The sequence below is a fragment of the Cocleimonas flava genome, from assembly GCF_004339015.1.
GTDB lineage: Bacteria > Pseudomonadota > Gammaproteobacteria > Thiotrichales > Thiotrichaceae > Cocleimonas > Cocleimonas flava.
The window spans coordinates 999,211-1,020,428 of sequence record NZ_SMFQ01000004.1 but is presented as its reverse complement, the minus strand read 5'-3'; the positions used below and the strand labels follow the sequence as shown (position 1 = coordinate 1,020,428).

General features: G+C 39.8%; 25 protein-coding genes. 11 read left to right on the top strand and 14 right to left on the bottom strand.

Features of this window, described 5'->3' with window-relative positions:
• Positions 1-129 precede the first annotated feature (129 nt).
• The 3 genes from EV695_RS16365 (at position 130) to EV695_RS16355 (ending at position 2,251) form a co-directional block, all read left to right on the top strand.
• Positions 130-936, top strand: a complete 807-nt coding sequence (locus EV695_RS16365) for a polysaccharide deacetylase family protein (RefSeq protein WP_131907036.1) — start codon at positions 130-132, stop codon at positions 934-936.
• 14 nt (positions 937-950) lie between these two features.
• Positions 951-1,355: an 8-oxo-dGTP diphosphatase MutT gene (mutT, locus tag EV695_RS16360; RefSeq protein ID WP_131907035.1), complete on the top strand. Its 405-nt coding sequence runs from the start codon at positions 951-953 to the stop codon at positions 1,353-1,355.
• Positions 1,356-1,663: 308 nt separating this feature from the next.
• On the top strand, positions 1,664-2,251 hold the full coding sequence (locus EV695_RS16355; RefSeq protein WP_131907034.1) for a hypothetical protein: 588 nt from the start codon (positions 1,664-1,666) through the stop codon (positions 2,249-2,251).
• 164 nt (positions 2,252-2,415) lie between these two features.
• Here the strand turns inward: EV695_RS16355 and EV695_RS16350 are convergent, their stop codons facing one another.
• The 5 genes from EV695_RS16350 to EV695_RS16330 form a co-directional block, all read right to left on the bottom strand.
• Positions 2,416-2,688, bottom strand: a complete 273-nt coding sequence (locus EV695_RS16350) for a Rho-binding antiterminator (RefSeq protein ID WP_131907033.1) — start codon at positions 2,686-2,688, stop codon at positions 2,416-2,418.
• Positions 2,685-3,203 carry a cupin domain-containing protein gene (locus tag EV695_RS16345; RefSeq protein ID WP_207907117.1) on the bottom strand — a complete coding sequence of 173 codons (519 nt, stop codon included), beginning with the start codon at positions 3,201-3,203 and terminating at the stop codon, positions 2,685-2,687. The genes EV695_RS16350 and EV695_RS16345 overlap by 4 nt, the downstream gene beginning before the upstream one ends.
• Positions 3,196-4,002, bottom strand: coding sequence for an enoyl-ACP reductase FabI (locus tag EV695_RS16340; RefSeq protein ID WP_131907032.1), 807 nt, complete (start codon positions 4,000-4,002; stop codon positions 3,196-3,198). Before EV695_RS16340 ends, EV695_RS16345 begins: the two co-directional genes overlap by 8 nt.
• Before the next feature lie 193 nt (positions 4,003-4,195).
• Positions 4,196-4,396, bottom strand: a complete 201-nt coding sequence (locus EV695_RS16335) for a dodecin family protein (RefSeq protein ID WP_131907031.1) — start codon at positions 4,394-4,396, stop codon at positions 4,196-4,198.
• Positions 4,397-4,637: 241 nt separating this feature from the next.
• Positions 4,638-4,958 (bottom strand): DUF3301 domain-containing protein, encoded by a 321-nt coding sequence (locus EV695_RS16330; protein WP_131907030.1) that lies wholly within the window; start codon positions 4,956-4,958, stop codon positions 4,638-4,640.
• Between the two features lie 67 nt (positions 4,959-5,025).
• Here EV695_RS16330 and EV695_RS16325 point away from each other — a divergent pair, with 67 nt between their 5' ends.
• Positions 5,026-5,838 (top strand): inositol monophosphatase family protein, encoded by an 813-nt coding sequence (locus tag EV695_RS16325; protein WP_131907029.1) that lies wholly within the window; start codon positions 5,026-5,028, stop codon positions 5,836-5,838.
• A 9-nt stretch (positions 5,839-5,847) separates the two neighbouring features.
• Positions 5,848-6,594, top strand: coding sequence for a lipoprotein intramolecular transacylase Lit (locus tag EV695_RS16320; RefSeq protein ID WP_131907028.1), 747 nt, complete (start codon positions 5,848-5,850; stop codon positions 6,592-6,594).
• Between the two features lie 37 nt (positions 6,595-6,631).
• Here EV695_RS16320 and EV695_RS16315 read toward each other — a convergent pair whose 3' ends face one another.
• The 5 genes from EV695_RS16315 to rpsF all read right to left on the bottom strand — a co-directional run bounded on the left by EV695_RS16315 (position 6,632) and on the right by rpsF (position 9,412).
• Entirely contained in the window at positions 6,632-7,021 is a 390-nt protein-coding gene (locus tag EV695_RS16315) for a DUF3461 family protein (protein WP_131907027.1), read from the bottom strand.
• 308 nt (positions 7,022-7,329) lie between these two features.
• Positions 7,330-7,845 (bottom strand): 50S ribosomal protein L9, encoded by a 516-nt coding sequence (gene rplI / locus EV695_RS16310; RefSeq protein WP_131907026.1) that lies wholly within the window; start codon positions 7,843-7,845, stop codon positions 7,330-7,332.
• Between the two features lie 53 nt (positions 7,846-7,898).
• A complete protein-coding gene (locus EV695_RS16305; RefSeq protein WP_131907025.1) occupies positions 7,899-8,792 on the bottom strand; it encodes a YybS family protein in 894 nt (297 codons plus the stop codon).
• A 26-nt stretch (positions 8,793-8,818) separates the two neighbouring features.
• On the bottom strand, positions 8,819-9,049 hold the full coding sequence (gene rpsR, locus EV695_RS16300; RefSeq protein ID WP_131907024.1) for a 30S ribosomal protein S18: 231 nt from the start codon (positions 9,047-9,049) through the stop codon (positions 8,819-8,821).
• A 12-nt stretch (positions 9,050-9,061) separates the two neighbouring features.
• Positions 9,062-9,412 (bottom strand): 30S ribosomal protein S6, encoded by a 351-nt coding sequence (gene rpsF / locus EV695_RS16295; RefSeq protein ID WP_131907023.1) that lies wholly within the window; start codon positions 9,410-9,412, stop codon positions 9,062-9,064.
• A 281-nt stretch (positions 9,413-9,693) separates the two neighbouring features.
• On the opposite strand from rpsF, the gene EV695_RS16290 reads away from it, so the two are divergent.
• Positions 9,694-10,839 (top strand): serine/threonine protein kinase, encoded by a 1,146-nt coding sequence (locus EV695_RS16290; RefSeq protein ID WP_207907116.1) that lies wholly within the window; start codon positions 9,694-9,696, stop codon positions 10,837-10,839.
• A gap of 33 nt (positions 10,840-10,872) precedes the next feature.
• Here EV695_RS16290 and EV695_RS16285 read toward each other — a convergent pair whose 3' ends face one another.
• Complete coding sequence (locus EV695_RS16285; protein WP_131907021.1) at positions 10,873-11,694, bottom strand: sulfotransferase domain-containing protein; 822 nt, start codon at positions 11,692-11,694, stop codon at positions 10,873-10,875.
• 264 nt (positions 11,695-11,958) lie between these two features.
• Between EV695_RS16285 and EV695_RS16280 the strand changes: the two genes are divergently transcribed.
• Together EV695_RS16280 and EV695_RS16275 are read left to right on the top strand one after the other, a co-directional pair.
• Positions 11,959-12,924 carry a porin gene (locus EV695_RS16280; protein WP_131907020.1) on the top strand — a complete coding sequence of 322 codons (966 nt, stop codon included), beginning with the start codon at positions 11,959-11,961 and terminating at the stop codon, positions 12,922-12,924.
• 190 nt (positions 12,925-13,114) lie between these two features.
• The gene (locus tag EV695_RS16275) at positions 13,115-14,239 is read left to right on the top strand and encodes a motility hub landmark protein FimV (protein ID WP_131907019.1); all 1,125 of its coding nucleotides are present in this window, start codon (positions 13,115-13,117) and stop codon (positions 14,237-14,239) included.
• 46 nt (positions 14,240-14,285) lie between these two features.
• Here EV695_RS16275 and glcF read toward each other — a convergent pair whose 3' ends face one another.
• The 3 genes from glcF to EV695_RS16260 form a co-directional block, all read right to left on the bottom strand.
• Complete coding sequence (glcF, locus tag EV695_RS16270) at positions 14,286-15,491, bottom strand: glycolate oxidase subunit GlcF (protein ID WP_131907018.1); 1,206 nt, start codon at positions 15,489-15,491, stop codon at positions 14,286-14,288.
• A gap of 18 nt (positions 15,492-15,509) precedes the next feature.
• Positions 15,510-16,586, bottom strand: a complete 1,077-nt coding sequence (gene glcE / locus EV695_RS16265; RefSeq protein WP_131907017.1) for a glycolate oxidase subunit GlcE — start codon at positions 16,584-16,586, stop codon at positions 15,510-15,512.
• A 121-nt stretch (positions 16,587-16,707) separates the two neighbouring features.
• The gene (locus EV695_RS16260; RefSeq protein ID WP_131907016.1) at positions 16,708-18,177 is read right to left on the bottom strand and encodes an FAD-linked oxidase C-terminal domain-containing protein; all 1,470 of its coding nucleotides are present in this window, start codon (positions 18,175-18,177) and stop codon (positions 16,708-16,710) included.
• A 65-nt stretch (positions 18,178-18,242) separates the two neighbouring features.
• Here EV695_RS16260 and crcB point away from each other — a divergent pair, with 65 nt between their 5' ends.
• From crcB to EV695_RS16245, 3 genes are all read left to right on the top strand, one after another.
• A complete protein-coding gene (gene crcB / locus EV695_RS16255) occupies positions 18,243-18,644 on the top strand; it encodes a fluoride efflux transporter CrcB (RefSeq protein ID WP_243651671.1) in 402 nt (133 codons plus the stop codon).
• A gap of 30 nt (positions 18,645-18,674) precedes the next feature.
• The gene (gene serS / locus EV695_RS16250; protein WP_131907015.1) at positions 18,675-19,961 is read left to right on the top strand and encodes a serine--tRNA ligase; all 1,287 of its coding nucleotides are present in this window, start codon (positions 18,675-18,677) and stop codon (positions 19,959-19,961) included.
• A 342-nt stretch (positions 19,962-20,303) separates the two neighbouring features.
• A complete protein-coding gene (locus EV695_RS16245; RefSeq protein WP_131907014.1) occupies positions 20,304-21,155 on the top strand; it encodes an ion transporter in 852 nt (283 codons plus the stop codon).
• Positions 21,156-21,218 lie beyond the last annotated feature (63 nt).

Genomic DNA, 21,218 nt, shown 5'->3' with positions numbered 1-21,218 from the left:
AACTAATGTCGGGATTTTCAAACTAAGCTATTGTACGTATGATAAAACTCATTTATTGATCAGTTAGGTGAGTCTAAAATCAACCGGGCAAATATAAAAATATCTCGTTAAATAAATGAAGACAAATACATGAAAATAAAAGTACACCCCCCCACTTATAGCCTGTTTTTTATATTATTACTGGTTAATCCGTTGATGGCTTTTCAGGTTTTTGCTGGAGAAAACTGCAATGCAGTGCGCGCTCAATATCAGTGTCCTGTAAAAAAACATCGATTGCATTTAAGTTTTGATGATGGCGTGGGTAGTGTTACACCTAAAATTCTTGATGTGCTTAAACGCGAAAACATTAAAGCCACTTTTTTGATTTTGGGCAATAAGGTTGACTGTAAACAATATAAACCGGGTAAGTCGCTAGAACTGTGTAAGCAGCGTTTTAATACGCTTAAGCGCATAAAAAGTGAAGGGCATGACATTGGTTCTCATAGTTATCAACATTATCATCATAGTAAGCTTAGCTTGGCTGAATTGAATAAGACTATTCTTGACTCTAAGAAGATCCTTGAGCCATTTTTTACCACGCAACCACCCGTTTTTAGACTGCCTTATGGCGATGGCTGGTTTAATCAGAAAGATCAACCACAGGTGATGGAAGCCCTTAAGAAAGCTGGCTTTGAGCATCTTGGCTGGGAAATGACGGCTTATGACTGGAATGAAAAATACCAACACGGTGATCAAATTCTGGATAACGTGATGGGGCAAATGTGTAAAGGTCGTGGTCGAGATGGTGTGGTTTTGTTTCATGATGGAGTGTTCGAAAACGAACATGAAGGTCGTGTTTTTACCGCTAATAACCTAGCACGCTGGATTCCTAAATTACGTTGTGCGGCTGATTTTGTTCCATTGACTGATGTGAAGAAAAACTTCAAGAAGAGATAGAAGGAGAATAAGAGTTGATTATACGTGTTGCTGTCGCGGCGATTATTAATCAGGATAAAGAGGTTCTGATTGCGAAACGTTCTAAAGATCAACACCAGGGAAATAAATGGGAATTTCCCGGAGGCAAAGTTGAAGCCAACGAAACCAGTCAGGAAGCATTGCACAGAGAAATTATGGAAGAGCTAGGGATCGATATTCAATCGAGCTCAGAAATGACATCTATCACCCATGAATATATCGAAGAGAACCCTGACAATAGCAAGACAGTCATTCTTGATGTATTTGATGTAAGAGATTGGCGGGGCGAACCCAAAGGGGTTGAAGGACAACCGATTCGCTGGGTGACTGTTTCAGAAATAGACGACTACGAATTTCCTATCGCCAATGTAGAGATAGTCAATATAATCAAACATCTTTGAGTAGAAAATTGCTAAGTATCAGTTAAGTTTGACTTTGTTATGTTGCTTCATGTTTAGCTTGAATATTCTGTCAAAGAAATGCTATTTACTTATTTTTTTACATATATTTTCTTATCGGAGCAGATATGAAAAAATCCATCTACAAAATATCTCTTAAACTAATCATTGTACTACCACTGCTGTTCAGTCTGAATACGGCTCACGCTAATGGTTGGTTTGGTAACAACACTAATTATTTTAATGGTTATTCCGGCAATAATAGTTATAACGATTGGCCGGTATGGACGCCGATGTATTGGATGCAGGAAATGTTCGGCAATAATTATAATAATCGTTATTACGGAAATAATGGTCGTTATATGAGCGCTTATGGAAACCCCTATCAAGGGCAATACAGCAATGATTATCAAGCACGATTGAATGGTTACGGTGCTGACCCTTATTCCGGATTATATAATAATGCTTATCCTGGACAGACTTACTATTCGAATCAGGGGTATGCAGGATATTACCCTCATGCTCAGTATCCGCAGAACCAGTATCAAGCTCAATATTATGCACCTAACGCAATACCTGGTTTGACGCCTTTTGGACTTAATCAATATAATCCATTTGCGAGTTCTGCTGGCTATAATAATTTTGGACAATCTTTTCCTGCTTATAACGGAGGAATGCCAATGAATGACTTTGGCTCTTCGGCTTATCCATCGCTGGGTTTTCCGATGAGAAATGGACTTGGTTCAACTGGCTTTGGTTACGGCTCACCTATGAGTGGTTTCGGGTCACCTATGTCTCCTATGTCGCCAATGTCGCCAATGTCGCCAATGTCCACGATGCCAATGGCAGGATTTGGGGGATCACCATTTGCTAGTAATGGCTTCACTCCGTTTAGATAGTATGATTTTATTAAAGAGCCAAAAAGTCGCTCAAAGTAGGGGGGTGGGTTTTTATTCTTTTAAAAGCTAAAAGTACATTGAAGAGTTAATAAGCATTACATCAATGTAAAACGCATATCTCGTGAGTATTGTATTTACGCTATCTAACGTCTATTAAAATCAACTCAGTTTATTTCAACCGTGCTAAATTCGGCATGTCTATCTAAGGCGGTAATAGATTTTATTTTATCCAGTCTGATCTGGGTTATATCTTGATTGATATCGGACGCTACTTCAGTGCTGATAAGCAAAAATTCCTGTTTATCTGCGATTCTGGTTGTTTCGGCGCGTCCTTGAATTTCGCTTCCATCCAGTAGCTTTATAGAGAGTTTGTAATGCCTTAAACAGGCAATCTCAATATAGTCGTATAATTGACATTGAATTGGGTTATAGGTCATTTCTCGTCACTTTCCTTTCTGCCTGCGTGTGTTTTAGGATAAGCGATATTTTCATACTCAACGACTTCAGCTTTGCCATTGTGACGATAGATTCGTTTATTTTGATTAGGATAATCGCCAATATCGTGTTTTAAGCGCTGTCCCATGACTAGGCAGACAAGTGTCTCATTGCTGTTATTAAATAGACTGTGGGCGACTTCATTCGCAGGAAAACCAATAAAGTCACCTTTAGTCACAGTATAGGTATCTTGTTCTATCGTTAGCTCACCACTACCCTCAAGAATATAAATGCATTCTTCTTCGTATTGGTGTTTATGAAATTCAGTGGAATCACGATCCGGTTCAACAGCGATCATGTGAACGCCCATCTGGGACATGCCGACAGCATCTCCCAGAGACTTATTCAATCTTATAGCGTTAGGATTGAGAAAGTGGGTGATTTCTTGTCCTTCTAACGCCTCTATATCAGAAGCGGTTAAAAGGTATTTACGGGTATTATCTGTGATGTTACTCACTCTCGGCAGGAGGGTTGATTCCTGTCATTCCTACGGTGCTGTAACCACCATCAACATACATAATTTCTGCTGTGATACCGGAAGCCAGGTCAGATGATAAGAAAGCTGCTGCGTTACCTACTTCTTCAATAGTAACATTACGGCGTAACGGAGCCGCCCCAGAGAATTGCTCTAACATCTTACGGAAACCTTTGATTCCCATTGCGGCAAGGGTGCGAATAGGGCCAGCAGAGATGCAGTTGACACGAATACCTTCTGGTCCAAGGTCTGATGCCATGAAACGTACAGCCGACTCAAGACTTGCTTTTGCCATGCCCATGACATTGTAGTTTGGTATAGCGGATACAGCGCCTAAGTAGCTAAGTGTCAGCATAGAAGGATTTTCACGACCTTTCATTAGTGGTCGAGCCGCTTTGGCCATAGCGAGGAAACTATAAGCACTGATATCGTGCGCGATTTTAGAACCTTCGCGAGTAGTATTATCTACAATACTGCCTTCCAGTTCTTCTTTCGGGGCAAAACCAATTGAATGGATAAGGATGTCTAAGCCATCCCATTTTTTACCTAACTCGGCAAAGCATGCATCAATCGATTCATCACTACCTACATCGCACTCAAGCACGATATCTGATCCAAACTCATTGGCGAATTTTTCAACACGACCTTTTAGACGTTCATTCTGATAGGTGAATGCCAGTTCAGCACCTTCACGATGCATAGCTTGTGCGATGCCGTAGGCAATTGATTTATTACTTGCGATACCCGCAATAATGGCGCGTTTTCCGGTTAAAAAGCCCATAAAATTCCTTTTGCTTGTTTCTAATTGAAAGAGGGAATAATACGACTCAGGCGAGGTTTTTACAATCTTATGCACTTACAATCTGTAAGCGGGGTCTTGAGAAAGGTGATTCCCATGAAATTCATCATGGGAATCGTTTTGATTTTATCTTTTAGCATTAGTGTTATCTAAAAATATCACTAAATGAAAATGATTAATCTAGAACAAATGTTACTTTAAGGCGTACATTGTAAGCAGATACTTTTCCGCCTTCTACTGATACGCTTTGATCCGCAACCCATGCGCTCGTGATGTTCTTAAGTGTTTTATTAGCGCGTTCTACGCCATTATCGACAGCATCTTCAAAGCTCTTTGTTGATGTTGATGTGATTTCTGTTACTTTTGCTACTGACATATTTAACTCCTTTGATTAGTAATTATTTTTTTCGTCTTTCATAGTTTCTTACATTTTTGTCTTTTATCGAGACTTTGTGACGTCTATAGCTTAATGCTAAATTACAGCTGACCTACAGACGTTAGCAATTGTTTGTAGGCAATTAAAGTGTAGTCGTTCAAATTAGAAGGTGTTATTTATTTGCGATGACGTGAATGTGATGAATCGACTGTCTTTATTAGTTTAAAATATATTTTAAAGACTATTTTAAGATGGTTGCACCATCAGCTTCATCGAGAAAAACTTTATTTATTTTGTAGCCATTAATTTCGACATAACCGTCTAAGCGACTATCTCTGTCTAAACTAAAGTTGAATCGATAAACACGCTGGAATCCCATTCGCCCAGTGTTAGTACGAATTAGTTTTAAAGACTTCAGTGAGGCCGTTTGGTCCAGAAATTGTGCGTGAATTTCCTTACATGCGTTCGCTGAAGCCTGCAGAGCTATTTCTTTGGCGCGAACGGAATTCATCCAAAACCATGCGATGCTAGCCAATATGAGTAGTATTATTATGCTTGTCATTTGTTAGTATATGTAAGAGCTTATGGATAAATATGATGCCGAATAATTAAAATTCAAGATGAAAAGTATGTTACCAGAGATAGAGTTACCAGAACTAAGAGAACTAGAAGATATTATACGAGAGGTTGCGAAAGAAGAAATTCTGCCTCGTTATAATAAGATAGATTTTGTGGTGAAAGGAGATGGTAGCCTATTAACCGAAGCAGATTTATCTACAGATAAGCGAATTCGCCAGTCCTTGGCAGAGCGATATCCAGATATCGATTTCTTAAGTGAGGAAATGGAACCAGAGCAACAGGAAGCTTTGGTCAAGAACTCGGAAAAGCTCTGGTGCTTAGATCCCCTGGATGGAACCAGTAATTTTGCTGCCGGCATTCCTTTGTTTGCTACCTCGCTCGCATTATTTGTTAACGGTGTAGTGCAAATTGGAATTACTTACGATCCGCTTCGAGATGAGATGTTTAGTGCGGTTAAAGGGCAGGGGGCTAAGTTAAACGGTGAAGTACTAAAATGTGGCGAGAGTGGTTTTGACTTGAATAAGTCTATTGCTATTGTTGATTTTAAACGATTAAAGCCTGATCTCGTGCAACGCTTAATTTCCCATGCACCTTATAAATCCCAAAGAAATTTGGGTAGTTGCGTACTTGAATGGGCGTGGATGGCTGCCAATAGAGGGCATTTGTATTTGCACGGTGGAATGAAGTTATGGGATTTGGCGGCAGGTACTCTAATTTTGTCCGAGGCAGAAGGTCATGCCTGTACACTTGAAGGTGAAGATGTTTTTAGACCGTCGATGAAGCCTCGTTCTGTTTTGATCTCACCGGATAAAAAGCTATTTGATCAGTGGAAAGATTTTCTAATTGATCAAGAGAAGCAATAAGCACCAACTATGAAAAGCAAATCACTGTGGGCAGGATTCTTGTTGTTAACGTTTGTCATAACCTTGCCTGTCAGCTGGGGGATGTTAGCTAAAGTAAATTTTTTATATCCGGTGCTACATGATGTGGTCGGTATTGATAAGCATATAGAGATTTATGCGCCTAAGAATAGAAAAAATAAGTTAGGTTTCGAAAAGACCTCTAAAGAAGAACGGGCTCGCCTGTTTTTAGGCATTGTAGATGCCATACATAACCATGGTGAAGGTTTATCTGCACTTAGCTATACGGCAACGAGTAATCAACAAGGGACAACCCAGTTAATGCCATTGCTCACTGAGCCTGAGATTGTGCATTTGAAAGACGTGGCTGTATTGCTGGATAAAATTAAGCCGCTAATGCTTATATTAATCACTGTTTGGCTGTTTGTTGTTATTGTTCTTAAAATGAAAAAAGTGGGGATGCCTGATGCTGTCCAATTTTTGTGGAGTGCGTTGCTTTTAATAAGCTTATGTGGATTATTATTGTTATTAGGCCCTGAGAAGATATTCAATCAGTTGCATATCTGGGCATTTCCAGATGAGCATCAATGGTTTTTCTTCTATGAAGACTCATTGATGAGTACCATGATGAAAGCGCCTGTAATTTTTGCTTATATCACTGGGATATGGATTATTTTATCAATCGTTTTGACGAGTATCATTTTGAAGCTATTTAGCTTGCCAATACTATTAGGTGCATATAAAAAAGCCCATGCATAACGAATGCATGGGCTTTTTAGAAAAGAACAATTTATTGTTAGTCGAGCTTATCTACTAACGATTTAATGTAAGTCATTCTGGTGTGAACTTCCTCTTCGAGTCTGTTGATTTCATCAAGGATGATCGCTTTATGCTCTTGATGAGTATGTTTCAGTTCTACCACCTGATGTAGTTCATCGATAACTTTATTCAAGAACGGAGAAATTTCACTAAGAATTTCAGTGCTGTTAGTTCCACTGTCTGCTACAACCATGCGCTTAGATCGAGCAAATCTGAATTTCTTGCTATGCGGCAATAAAGAGCCTTTCTGACGTTTATAGACAACGCGTAAAATGTCTACGTCATTAACATTCTGTAATGAGTATCTTGATATGTCTTCTGGGTTTTGGATGCCCATTTCATGAAGAGAAGGATAATTAACTGACATATTGTCTCCTAATTAAAAGTAGTGTTGGTATTAACATTCTATCAATTACTTTAGCTGGGAATTGATATGCTAATTAAAAATTCACATATTAAAAAACCCCTTATAAGTAGGGGGGTGGGTTAAATAGAGATATTAGACCCATTTTGCTGTTTGTGCATGATTTTATGCATAATAAAGCGATATAAATCAAAGTTGTAATGATCTTCAACGCTAATAAATATAAGCCTTTAAGGTATAAATGGCAGATAAAAAAAAGCCCGCGATGAAATTAATCATCGCAGGCTTTTCAAGCTTAATGCTTTTTTAGCTTATCTGTCGTCTTCGTCAACAAATGTGCCAATAGGCTGCTTCTCTACAACTTCCATATCACTATCAGCATCTGGAGTAACGATTACTTTAACAGTAGTCTCTACATCAGTGTGTAAGTGAATAAGTACATCGTACTCGCCAATAGCGCGAATAGGACCTTCTGGCATACGAACTTCGCGACGTTCGATATGTACGCCTTTAGCAATAATTGCTTCAGAGATTTCGTGGTTAGAAACCGAACCAAATAACTTGCCTTCCTGACCAGCTCTTACTTCGATATTAAGCTCACCAACACCGTTGATAGCCACAAGACGATCTTCGGCTGCTTTAGTCGTTTCTGCTGCTGCTTTTTCTAGTTCAGCGCGAATAGTTTCAAATTCTGCAATGTTAGTTTTCGTTGCAGTTTTTGCTTTTTTCTGAGGAACTAGGAAGTTACGTGCGTATCCAGATTTAACTGAAACGATATCGCCGATCGCTCCTAAGTTCTCAATTCTTTCCATTAATATAACTTGCATGGTTATCACCTTTTCGACCCTTGGGCCGGTTATCTATTTAATTAACGTATTCTTTAAGTAGTATTGCCTGGTTTCTTACGACGAAAATCAACAAATGTGTCAATAATTCCGAAAGTTGCAAGCAGTACAATCATTTGTATCAGCAATAAAAACATCATTAAATAGAGGCCAATTAACCAGGCTTTATTCAAGTTATGTTTTTTTACCAAGGCATGTGCCAGAGCTAAGCCCTGAAACATAAAAACTGCAATCCCCACCATAATGAGTTCAACAACTAGCTGATTCATGGTGAGTACTGCTATTGCTATACCTACTAGTACTGCAATAGCGGCTTGTTTGCCCAAATTAATCTGGCGAAACTCTTCACCAAAACCACCCGGGTTATACAATACTGCTTGCCAATTCCTCGCGATGATCAATGATAGTATTGATATCAATGCTAGGGCAGCGGCAAATGTTCCTGTCATCCACTTTGCGACATCATTGATACTCTCATCAATTTTGGCATCGCTAAGTTGATAGCCTTGTTTAAGCAAGGGTTTGAACTGTTCTAATACAGGCTTCCAGTATGCTGCTGCATCTGGTTGCATGAAATGAAACAATAAAACACCTGCTGTTGCTGTTAGCAGAACTAGCTGTAAGGTTTTACTCCATGATTTTGTTATGGCAAGCGCGCTTGCTATAACCACCATAGGCAACCAGTTGGCTAAACCTGCTAAGAAGCCTCTACTTGCTTGTTGATCTAAAGCGACACTAATGATTAAAAGAGTGACACTAGCAAGTAGAGTGTAAATGATCCCTTGTTGCCAACCCTTACGTAACGTTATTAATGCAATAGCTGCATTATTGAAAACGATAAGGGGTGGAAATAGTAATGAAATCAGGGTGGATAAAACAACAAATATCGCTGCTTGTATCCGGCCTGCCATTATAAAGCCGGCCATCATTTAGTTCTTCCTATCTATTCTTAATATTATTTGTGTTGATCCGTGTAAGGAATCAACGCAAGAAAACGAGCGCGTTTAATAGCAGTTGCTAATTGGCGCTGGTATCTAGCTTTAGTGCCTGTAACACGGCTAGGTACAATTTTACCTGTTTCAGTAATGAACGCTTTTAAGGTATCAAGATCTTTATAATCTATCTCTTTAACACCTTCTTTGGTAAAACGACAAAATTTTTGACGACGAAAACGTTGTGCTGACATGATTAACTCCTATTAATTAAATGATTTTCTTTCTGGCTTCTTTTCATTCTCTTTGCTGAGAATTGAAGGGTCAGTGTCAGCTTCATCGCGACGGATAACCATATTGCGAAGTACTGCATCATTGAAACGGAATTGATCTTCAAGCTCACTTAATGTAGCTGAATCACACTCGATGTTCATAAGCACATAGTGTGCTTTGTGTAATTTAACGATTGGGTAAGCTAAAGGACGACGACCCCAGTCTTCTAGACGGTGGATTGTGCCTTTATTGTCTTCGATAAGCTTGCGGTAACGCTCTAGCATGCCTGGAAGTTGGTCGCTTTGATCTGGGTGTAGCAGAAAAACGATTTCATAATGTCTCATAGTTATCTCCTTATGGACAAGTTGGCTATGATTTTTGTGTTTTTTACTGTGTAAATTACAGCAAATTTCATAGCAAGGAGGGGTCATAGACCCACGGAACGCGGCATTATTATGGAAAGCAAATTAAATGTCAAACAGTACCCGCTATTTCTTATGCATTAAGGAATTTATACGCTGAAATGATAAAAGAAAACTGCTTTATGTTAATCATGGCGGAAGAATATTTCAGTCAATCAAGCGCTTATGTCCTAGACTATGCTCTAGGAGGAAACAGAATAAGAATGAGTTTATCAGTATTGTTGATTCAAAATACAGGTGTCCCTGAGGATATCAAGGTAATGCTTGAGTCGAAAATACCACATTTGACGTTAGCTCAATATGATTATGCTTGTTTGCAACTTCTGAGCAGGGAAGAGCTGCTACAAAAGCTCAAGCCTTTTGATCTGGTTTTTTTTGATAATAAAAAAGAATGTAAAAAACGATCTTTGCAGCCGAATAAATGTTTGTATTGGAAAAATATTTCAGATCTATCGTCGAAAATAGATGTTTATCTACAACTGCGAAGGTGTTTAGCGCTTTTCCCTCTTAATCTGAAACACTGGGTGTTAGTAGAGGTTCTACATAACAGTCAGGATTGTATTATCTATCGGGGCGTCAATAAAAAAGGTGAGTCTGCCGCGATTAAACGCTTTAAATTTAAACCGAATGAATTATCCGATGAGATGATTCAAAAGTTTTTAGAGCGTGTCGAAAGGCAATGCGCTATCCGCTCTGAGGGTTTAGTGCACTTCTATGATGGCGGTATCTGCAATCATGCCTTCTATCTGGTGATGGAGTATCTCGAATTTGGTACATTGAGACAGGCTCTTAATAATTGTGAGAGATCTCTTCCTTTATTACATGCCTTGGAATGGTTTAGAGAAATCACGTCTGCCCTCGATTGTGTACATAATGCTAATTTAATTCATCGCGATTTAAAGATAGATAATGTAATGCTCAGAAGTGACGGTGTGCTAGCACTCACCGATTACGGTGTATCTAAAAGGATATTGCTCGATGCGGGTTTTTTGAAAGAAGATGAACTGCATTGTTCGCCACATTATGTAAGCCCTGAATTAGTTGCAGGGGAAGATTGCACAAAAGCGTCCGATATCTATAGCTTGGGTGTGATCTTCTATGAGTTACTGATGGGGGAGAAGCCCTTTGCGGGAAATAGCCCGACAGAACTTATGATGCAACATGTTATGGCACCCATACCGATTTTGGATGAATCCATTGCTCATCTTCAGCCAGTGTTAAATAAAATGATGGCTAAGTGCCCGGATGATCGGTTTTTAAGTCCGGGTAAAGCGTTGAAGATGCTTGAGTCTCTATTGAGAAAAGAGCCTTCTTATCAGTATGAACAACATGCACCCCCCACCTTATAGGGCTTTTTTTAGTTTTGATACGCTCTAAGTCTATTAAAGGTAGCCCACCATTTTCATTTCTTTTTCGCAGGCTTTAACTATGCGATTTTGTAATTGAGGTTCTAATTCAGTTTTCCAGCGGTTTGCTTCACCTTTGTGGAAGAATTCTTGACCAACAGTCTCGCGAAACCCTGATTTTTTTTCCTGTTGTTTTAGTTTGTCAAAAGCACACGCTTCAATGCTCTTATGCACAAGGTCTTTATCATAGTCCAGATTGAGGAATTGTATTATTTCACTTAAAACTTCAAAAGTATTAGATAGAAGATCTTCGTATCGAAGCGCATAAACTGGGTAGGGTAGGTTTCGCATCCAGGAAGCCACATGGATATTCCAGGAAAGCTGGGGAACAAAAAGACCTTTATTAGGGAAGCGAGTAACAAACTTATTATCTAAGAGTTTATCGACTGCTTCTTTATTAGTGGACGTGTTGTAATGATTTTTAAATGACAAAGCAACATCTCTAGGGTCTCTTACGATATAAATAGCTGCTCTGGTAATATCGTGTGGAATTTGTGCAACACCTGACAGGTCAATATTACAGTCGTGTGTTTTTAGCATTAAATTGCCACCGGCGTCTTCTAGCATTCGCATCATTGCCGCAGGTTTGATCAAGGCCTGGTCAGATGTTGACCATTCTTCGATAGGTTTTTTTATAATGCCATCATAGTACTCTGGATTTTTATCACCGGTTTGCATGATGTTGTTAATCGTTACTTCACCATTGTTTGAGTACGCTGTTATTAGCGCTCTTACCCAGGTGTTGCCGCTTCTAGGAAAGCTGGCGATCCAAGTGATTTTGCCCGTATCTTGTGTCATTTTAGTAAAACCCTAATAACTCTATTGTTTTAATCAGTTGAGTGAATTGCGGCAATATTATAAGCTGTAATCTAGCCTGATTGATAGTTTGTCTATTTCTTACCATTAAATATTTTGTTGTAAAATTGATACACTTTTGTGTGACTGTTGTTTTTTTTTAACAAAATTTGTTGCAAAAAATCTAAATTAGGCTAAAGTAACCATGTCCTAGCGAAGGTCTTAATTGATTTTTGCGGGTTTTTATTAATTTTCGGGGTTAATTCGATGAAAAAGAATATTATGATTAAAACAGCAATTGCTGGCGCGATTGTTGCTGCTACAACTGCTACAACTATAGCTGATACTACACTATACGGTCGTATGCGTGCAGGTCTTGTATGTACTGATGACGGTTCTAACACAGATTGTGGTTTAGAAAATCGCTCTTCACGTTTCGGTATCAAAGTAAACCAGGAAATCTCTGATGGTTTAACTGCATTTGGTAAGTACGAATTCGGTGTAAACCTTGATGAAGGTGCACTTTCTAACGGCGAAGATACAAACCGTTTAGCTTATGTTGGTGTTAAAGGCGGTTTCGGTGAAGTTTCTATCGGTACTCGTTGGTCTCCATTGTACAGCTACGTAATGAGCCCTGTTGACCCATTCCAACTTCTTGGTGGAACTTCTGGCAACAACGTATGGGATTTAGCTGGTGGCGGATACCGTAAAGGCGATTCTATCAACTACAAGAACAAGTTTGGTACTACTGGTATGCACCTTATGGTAGTAATGGACGACGACGACGCTGATTACGGCGGAGCTGACGCAAACGGCGATACTGATGCAATCGATGAAGTACAAATCGGTGCTGGTACTAAAGCTGGTCCAGTTAACCTAGGTTTTGCTTACCGCGACGTAACTGATCAAGGTTCACAGATTGGTATTCATGCTGGTGGTAAATTCGGTATGGCTAACCTTGGTGTTTCTTTGTTAAACACTGATCCAGAGAATGGTGATGATGTTCTTTCTGTTGCTACTCTTGCAGGATTTGGTCTTGGTGGCGGAAAAAGCGTTAACGTAAGTATCCAGACTACTGACGAAGATAACGAGCCATTAATCGTTTCTGCTGAATATGCTCACAAGCTTAGCAAAAATTACCAGTGGTTCGCAGCAGTACAAAATGCTGACGACGGTGATGATTCTACAGATGACGTACTTAAGTACGGTGTTGGTATGCGTCTAGAGTTCTAATCTAGTCTCATAACTATGCACAATAAGAAGGACGCCTTTGGGCGTCCTTTTTTGTGCCTGAAATACTCTTAATTTATCTTAAAATTACAATATCTATTTTATATGTCATATTTTGGGTAATTATTAGTATTTAAGAATGTAAAATAACTAAGTACAATAAGCTTCTTACAAGTAAAAAAATAAAACTAAAATGATTTCTAAAAATAAAATTATATATCTGACATTGTGTTCATTTTTGTCATTAGCGCTGATGTCTGTTTCATTTGCAGAAACTCGCTACAAAGTTAAGTCTACAGATAATCTAAATAAAATTATCGAAAGGTATTATTCGCAAAGTGATTTAACAAGGTCTCAATTATTAATAGGATTGTTAGCCAGGAATCAAGAGGCATTTCGAGGTGGTAATATCAACTTCTTGCTCCGTGGAAAACAGCTTATATTGCCCAATGAGTCTGATATTGAAACGCTGTCTGACGAAGAAGCAAAAGCTTTGCTAAGCGAACATGCGCGTTATTTCAGAAGAGGGCAGACGGGAGATTTTGGTTCGCCGATCGCCAACGGTTATCTTGTTAACAAAAGCAAGAAGGCAGATGTTATTCAAAATAAGCAAGAATTACAGACCATTAAAATTGATCAATTAGAGAAAGAAAGCGATGATCTTCGTAAACGATTAGATCAACTTATCGCCGACAAGAATGAGAGCGATGCGCAATTACGTAAAGTTGAAGAAGCATTACAAAAGACCTTAAGTAAACCGCAAGCTGCTGATACAGATGCTACTGCAACATCTCAAGCTCAGAAATTTGAGGAATCTAAAAAAAAACTAGATGAGCAAGCAAAGGAAAAAATTGATACTTTTCAAAGTATTAATGCTGAGAAATCTCAAATATCAAATGCTCAAAATCAACTAGAAGTAAAAGATAAATCCACAAGCGTTAGCGCAAACACTGAAGTCTCTAAAGAGGCTGGTATGAAGTCGATTATGTCGATGTTAGAGAAATACTATTTGCCTATTATCGCTTTCCTATTACTTCTATTTGGGTGGATGTTCTGGGTTAAGAGTAAACAAAATAGATTGATTGCAGATGAAGTGAATATTCAGCCGGAAATTGAAAAGGCTTATCTGGAAGAGAAAGATTTTCTTAATGTTGATATGGAACAAGAGCCTTTAAAAGATAGCGTAAAGATTGATATGGCTGTAGCTTATATTGATGCAGGGGATATTGATTCTGCTAAAGATATTTTGCATAAGTTGATCAATGAAGGTAATTCTCCTCAAAGAGACAGAGCGCAAAAACTATTGAATACTCTTTAGTTTTTCTAACTAGTGCGTATCAATGAAAATGCGCGAGTCATTTCTTTTAATTGTCCAATAAATGAATCCAGTGAATAACAGGAACGTTGCTAGCTGCTTGTAAGTGAGTCTGGCAGCCTATGTTTCCAGTTACGATCATCTCTGGCGTATGTTTCTGTAGACTTTCTATTTTATTTTGCTGAAGTCTACTTGAGATCTCAGGCTGTAAAATGGAATAGGTGCCGGCAGAACCGCAACATAAGTGTGAATTTTCAACGGGTAATAAATTATATCCACAATCACCAAGAATTTTTTCCACCACTCCTGTGATTTTTTGTCCGTGCTGTAAAGTGCATGGAGGGTGCCAACTAATTTTGGTTTTCTCTGGTGCATTTAATTGTTTGTAATCTTCATTAATTACAATCTCGGAGATATCTTTGCAAAGCTCTGAAATACGCTGAGCTTTGCTGGCATATTCTGAATCGTGTTGTAAGTGGTGTGCGTATTCTTTTACCGTTGCGCCACAGCCACTTGCTGTCATGACAATAGCTTCGGCGCCGCTTTCAATTTCGGGCCACCAGGCATCAATATTATTTCTCATAAACACCAATGCTTTTTCTTCCTCACCTAAATGCTGGCTAACAGCTCCACAGCATCCCGCTTTTTTGATTGTGAGTAATGATATTCCAAGCTTGTCTAAGACGCGTGCGGTAGCCGTATTTATATCTGGTGATAGTGCGGGTTGCACACAGCCATCAAGAATTAGCATTTTACGGTTATGAGAATTGCCAGGAAGTAATCCTTTTGTGGTCTTTCTTGGGATTTTTTTGCGCAATACTTTAGGGGTAAATGGCTTGAAAAACTGACCGGCTTTCAATAAAGGGGTAAAGCGTTTCTCATAAGGAAGTATATTCAGAATGAGTTTGCGAGTGACTCTCTCTTTGAAGCTTCTTGGAACTTTTTCTTCTATTAAACTACGACCTATATCGAGCAGTTGAGCGTATTTTACGCCTGATGGGCAAGTAGTCTCACAATTGCGGCAGGTTAAACAGCGATCTAGATGAAGCTGAGTTGATTGGGTGACCTCTTTGCCTTCTAGTAGTTGTTTGATTAGATAGATACGGCCTCGTGGGCCGTCATTCTCATCACCTAGTAGCTGATAGGTAGGGCAGGTCGCATTACAAAAACCGCAATGTACACAGGTTCTCAGAATTGCATCAGCCTGCTTGCCTTTTGTAGTATTCAATAAAGAAGGTGTGATATCAGTTTTCATAGTATTAAGCCCTAGGTGTTATAAACCAGAGTAGATTCGTCCAGGACTAAAAATGCCGTTTGGATCCATATTACGTTTGAGTTGTTTGTGTAATAGCATGAGTGGTTGATCTAGCAAAGGGAAGCAAGGTGTTTCAGGCAAGTCCCCTTTAAACATATATGCATAACCATTGTTTGAAGTCGCAATATTCTGAATGATGTTGGCTGGAGCATTGCTATTAATCCAGCGCTGAGCGCCACCCCATTCTATGAGCTGATTGTCATCGACACTTGATATTTGTTTTGTCGCAGGCGGTAAGGATAAACGCCATAGCGGCTTATCAGTGCGTCCGAAAAAGTGATGTTGATGATCACGAATATCTGTCCAGAAATCATCGTAATCGCTTAATAAATCAAAGCCTAATTTCTTTTTGGACTGCTCAAGTACGGTTTCACTTTCTGATAGGCGCAAATAGACTTGATCATTAAACCAGGCGCTAGCTGTGATCGGTAATTGCTGCAATCTGGATTCTTGAAAAAACTGTAGTGCTGATTTCTGATCAGATTCGAACGTGAGTGTAATTTCTTTTGGTGGTTTGGGTAATAGCCTCAATGAAACTTCAAGAATTACACCCAGTGTTCCTTGCGAACGAACCATCATGCGAGACAAGTCGTAGCCAGCTACATTTTTCATCACTTGTCCGCCAAAGCTAACAATCTCGCCGTTACCATTTATGATCTTTACACCGAGAATGGCGTCCCTAACTGATCCGGTATAAGCGCGTCTGGGGCCGGAAATTCCAGCAGCAATAGCGCCACCAATGGTTGTTTCTGTTGTGTACTGAGGTGGCTCAAAAGGTAGAATTTGATTGGTGTTATTGAGTAATGCTTCTAGATCAGATAATAAAGTACCTGCCCTCAATGTTACGCAGAGTTCTGTTGGTTCATAGCTGATTATGCCGGTATGCGGGCTAATATCTAATGGTGTGGCATCAACCGTATTGCCGTAGAACGCCTTGCTATTTCCGCCGTGAATATAGAGTGGTTGTTTGTTTGCTATCGACTCTAGTACGCGTTGTTGCAGGTCAGAACTAATATCGTTATCTTGTATTGTCATGTGTGTCACAAAGGATAAATTACCCAAAGCCTTTTCGTAGTTGTTTGCGTTACTAAAAAAGTGGCTAAAAGTAGGGGGGTGTCATTTTAAAATAATTACTCGTTTTTATGTGTTTAAAACGCTAAAAACGAGGGATTTCAGGATGTGGCAATTGGCCGTTATGTACATGCATTCCGCCGAGTTCAGCGCAGCGGTGTAATGTGGGCACCGCTTTTCCGGGGTTGAGTAATGCATCCGGATCAAAAGCATTCTTAACGGCAAAAAACTGAGTGAGTTCTTCGGGTGAAAACTGTACGCACATCTGGTCAATTTTCTCATGGCCTACGCCGTGTTCGCCGGTAATAGTACCGCCCACTTCTACGCAAAGCGTCAAGATATCGGCGCCGAATTTTTCAGTTTTCTCAAGCTCGCCTTCTTTGTTTGCATCGTACAAAATTAATGGGTGAAGATTGCCGTCTCCTGCATGGAAAACATTGGCTACACGTAAACCACATTCTTCAGATAATTCGCTAATTCTTTTGAGTACGTAAGCAATCTGTTTTCGGGGAATGGTGCCATCCATGCAATAGTAATCAGGTGAAATTCTTCCAACAGCGGGAAATGCAGATTTCCTTCCTGCCCAAAGTCGTGCTTGCTCATCTGCAGAGTCAGCAATTACGATATCGTCTGCATTTGCGTTGCGCAGTGTTTCTGAAACGGTCTCGATTTGCTCTGCCAGTTGCTGTTCGCTTCCATCTAATTCACACAGTAAAATAGCTTCTGCATCAAGCGGGTAGTTGGCTTTAGCGAAGGCTTCTGCCGCATGAATGGCAGGTTTGTCCATCATTTCTAAACCAGCGGGAATGACGCCCTCAGCGATAATGTTAGCAACGGCATTGCCTGCATCTTCAACTTTTTTGAATGACGCCATCAAGACTTTAACGGCATGAGGTTTAGGTAATAGTTTCACCACAATCTCAACGATAATGCCGAGCATGCCTTCAGATCCAGTAATCAATGCTAAAAGATCATAGCCAGGCGTGTCTAATGTCTGGGAGCCTAAAGTAACTAATTCGCCATCGACGGTCACAATGGTTACTTGCTGAACATTATGAACGGTTAGGCCATATTTTAAGCAATGCACTCCGCCAGCATTTTCTGCCACATTGCCGCCAATAGAGCAGGCAATTTGAGAGGAGGGATCGGGTGCATAATATAAGCCGAAAGGTCTTGCTGCTTCGGTAATGGCTAGGTTTCTAACGCCGGGTTGAACCGTTGCGGTTAGATTGTCAGTATCTATCTTCTCAATTTTATTAAATCGGGATAACCCTAAAATGATCCCGCCTTCGTGCGGTAATGCACCGCCTGATAAGCCAGTGCCAGCACCGCGAGCAACAATCGGTACTTTCAATTGAGAGCATATTTTTGTAATACGTTGTACTTGCTCAATCGTTTCGGGCAAAACAACGGCAACGGGAAGCTTTTGATAGGCTGATAAACCGTCGCATTCATAAGGTTTGATCGCTTCTTCACTGGTGAGTAGATATTCTTCTGGTAGAATTTCGCCTAGTTGAAAAAGTAAATTATTACGTGTATTTGTATCTAGAGACATTCCACCATTCTAACCTTTCATATACACTATTGCCCAGTTCTTATGCTAGGTCTTTGGAGATATATTTGTCACTTTCATTCACTCTTTCTGGTTCGCAAGCATTGGCAATAATGGCTGGTGGTTCCGTAGGTGCTTTAGCGCGATATGTGCTGTCGTCAGTTGTGACTGAAAAGCTCGGCGGAAACTTTCCTTATGGAACGCTTACGGTCAATGTTATAGGCTCATTTTTGATGGGTTTTTTGGCGATTGTTCTGGTTGAAAGAATGGAGCTGGATCCATTGTTGCGGTTGGCTATTTTTGTTGGGTTTCTTGGTGCTTTTACCACATTCTCGACATTCTCTATGGAAACCATGAATTTATTCGAGGAAGGGCTGCATGCGCGGGCTTTGTTGAATATGTTTATCAGTGTGATGTTAAGTGTACTAGCGGTATGGCTAGGATTTATAATCGGAAAAACAATCAGTTAAATGACTCGTTGAGTCTTTTGGGAAAATTAGATGTTAGATATAAAATTATTAAGAAGCGATATCGATGCAGTTGCAAAACAATTGTCACGTCGTGGTTTTGAATTAGATGTAGCGGCATTCCAGTCTCTGGAAGATCAGCGTAAAACATTACAAATGACCACGCAGGATTTACAGAACGAGCGCAATACAAGCTCAAAAATGATTGGTAAAGCCAAAGCGAATGGTGAAGATATTCAGCCATTGCTCGATGAAGTTGCTGACTTGGGTGAAAAGCTAAAAGCAGGGGAGCAACAACTCTCTGATTTACAAGCTCGAATTGATGAGATTGTAAGTGGGATTCCGAACATTCTTAATGAGTCTGTGCCTGACGGTAAAAGCGAAGAAGATAACGTAGAAATCAGACGCTGGGGCGAGCCTGCTTCATTTGATTTTGAAGTTAAAGACCATGTTGATCTTGGGGCGACAAATGGCTGGATGGATTTTGAATCAGCAACCAAGCTAACCGGTTCACGGTTCGTTGTGATGCGTTCAGCGATGGCGCGTATGCATCGTGCACTCATTCAGTTTATGTTGGACACGCATACCACCGAGCACGGTTATGAAGAAGTCTATGTGCCGTATATTGTTAATTCAGACAGTCTTTACGGTACTGGGCAATTACCTAAATTCGCTGAAGATTTATTCAAGTTAGAGGGCGAGTTTGGCGATAAGGATTTTTACCTTATTCCAACAGCAGAAGTGCCAGTGACCAATCTAGTCAGAGATGAAATTGTCGATGCTGATAAATTGCCAATGCAATACACGGCACACACACCTTGTTTCCGTTCAGAAGCGGGGTCCTATGGTCGTGATACGCGTGGCTTGATTCGCCAGCATCAGTTCGAGAAAGTTGAATTGTTACACTTTGTAAAACCTGAAGATTCGGACGATGCACTAGAAAGACTCACTAGACATGCCGAGGTTATTCTAGAGAAATTAAAGCTTCCATATCGCACCATCGTATTGTGTACGGGTGATACCGGTTTCTCATCAAATAAAACCTATGATATTGAAGTATGGGTGCCAGCTCAGGAAACCTACCGTGAAATATCTTCTTGTTCGAACATGAAAGACTTTCAGGCGCGTAGAATGCAAGCGCGTTTTCGTAATCCTGAAACCAATAAGACTGAGTTGCTTCATACATTAAACGGTTCTGGTCTTGCGGTGGGTAGAACGTTGGTGGCGATTGTTGAAAATTATCAGCAAGCGGATGGAAGTATCAAAGTACCTGAAGCCTTAATTCCATATATGGGTGGTTTAACAGAACTTAAGGCCTAGCCTGACACAGAGCAGCAGAGCACATAGCGCACAATAACTCAGGGTTTAACAGATCATTCTAGATGTCTTTTGAATGATTTTAGATAATGCAGGGTTACGTTTTTAAGCATGTACACCCCCCTACTTATACGAGGTTTTTATTCTCATGAATAGAAGCCTCGTTATCTGGGTTATGATCACTCGGTATCAAGCACTTTAGCGAGACTCTTTCTAATTGTAAATTACTGTAAAGCACATGCTTGATGGGAACTTTTCTTGTTCTTTTTTTATCGAAACTACCTTTTGTAATATCGTGATACACCGCGAAAAACTATCGCACTAATATAAATTTTGAGTCAGGAAATGAAAGCCAAATCTATCGTCCAAATCATCAACGAGTTTAATAATAATAAAATATTCCAGTTTTTTATTATCGCTGTCATTGTCGTTTCGGCATTAATGATTGGGGCGAAAACGTATGATATTGATCCAAAATACATAAGTTTTCTGGGGTATCTGGATACGGCAATTACCCTGTTGTTTTTATTCGAAATTGTGGTCCGTTTTATCGCCGAAGGGCATTCGCTGGCTTTCTTTAAGAAAGGCTGGAATGTTTTCGACACGCTGATTGTCGGGATTAGTTTGGTCCCTATCGAAGATTCGGAAATGGTGTTGCTGGCCCGTCTGGTAAGAATTTTCCGTGTGCTTCGACTTATTTCAATTATCCCGGAATTGCGTATATTAATCTCTGCGTTACTCAAAGCATTGCCGCCGATGGGTTACGTACTGCTATTAATGTTCATTATGTTTTACATCTATGCGGCAGTCGGTAGCTTCCTGTTTGAAGATATCAATAAAGTGCTGTGGGGTGATATCGCGGTTTCCATGCTCACATTATTCCGTGTCGTTACCTTTGAAGACTGGACGGATGTCATGTATGAAACGATGGAAGTTTACCCGCTGTCCTGGATGTTTTATCTGTCATTTATTTTCCTTAATGCCTTCGTGTTTTTAAACATGATGATTGGTATCGTTATCGAGCGCATGCAGGCAGAACACGATGCCTATAATTTAGAAAATGACGAGGGTGATGTTTCTGACATTAAACATATCCATGAGGATACCCGGGCGATTTTAAAGCGGCTGGAACAATTGGAGTCTAGATTGATAGAACAAGGGGGTTCTGAATTTTCTAATCAAAAGAAAGCAATATGATCTATCAATGATTATTTAAAAAAATGCCCTCAAAGTAGGGGGGTGACTAAAATAAACATAAAT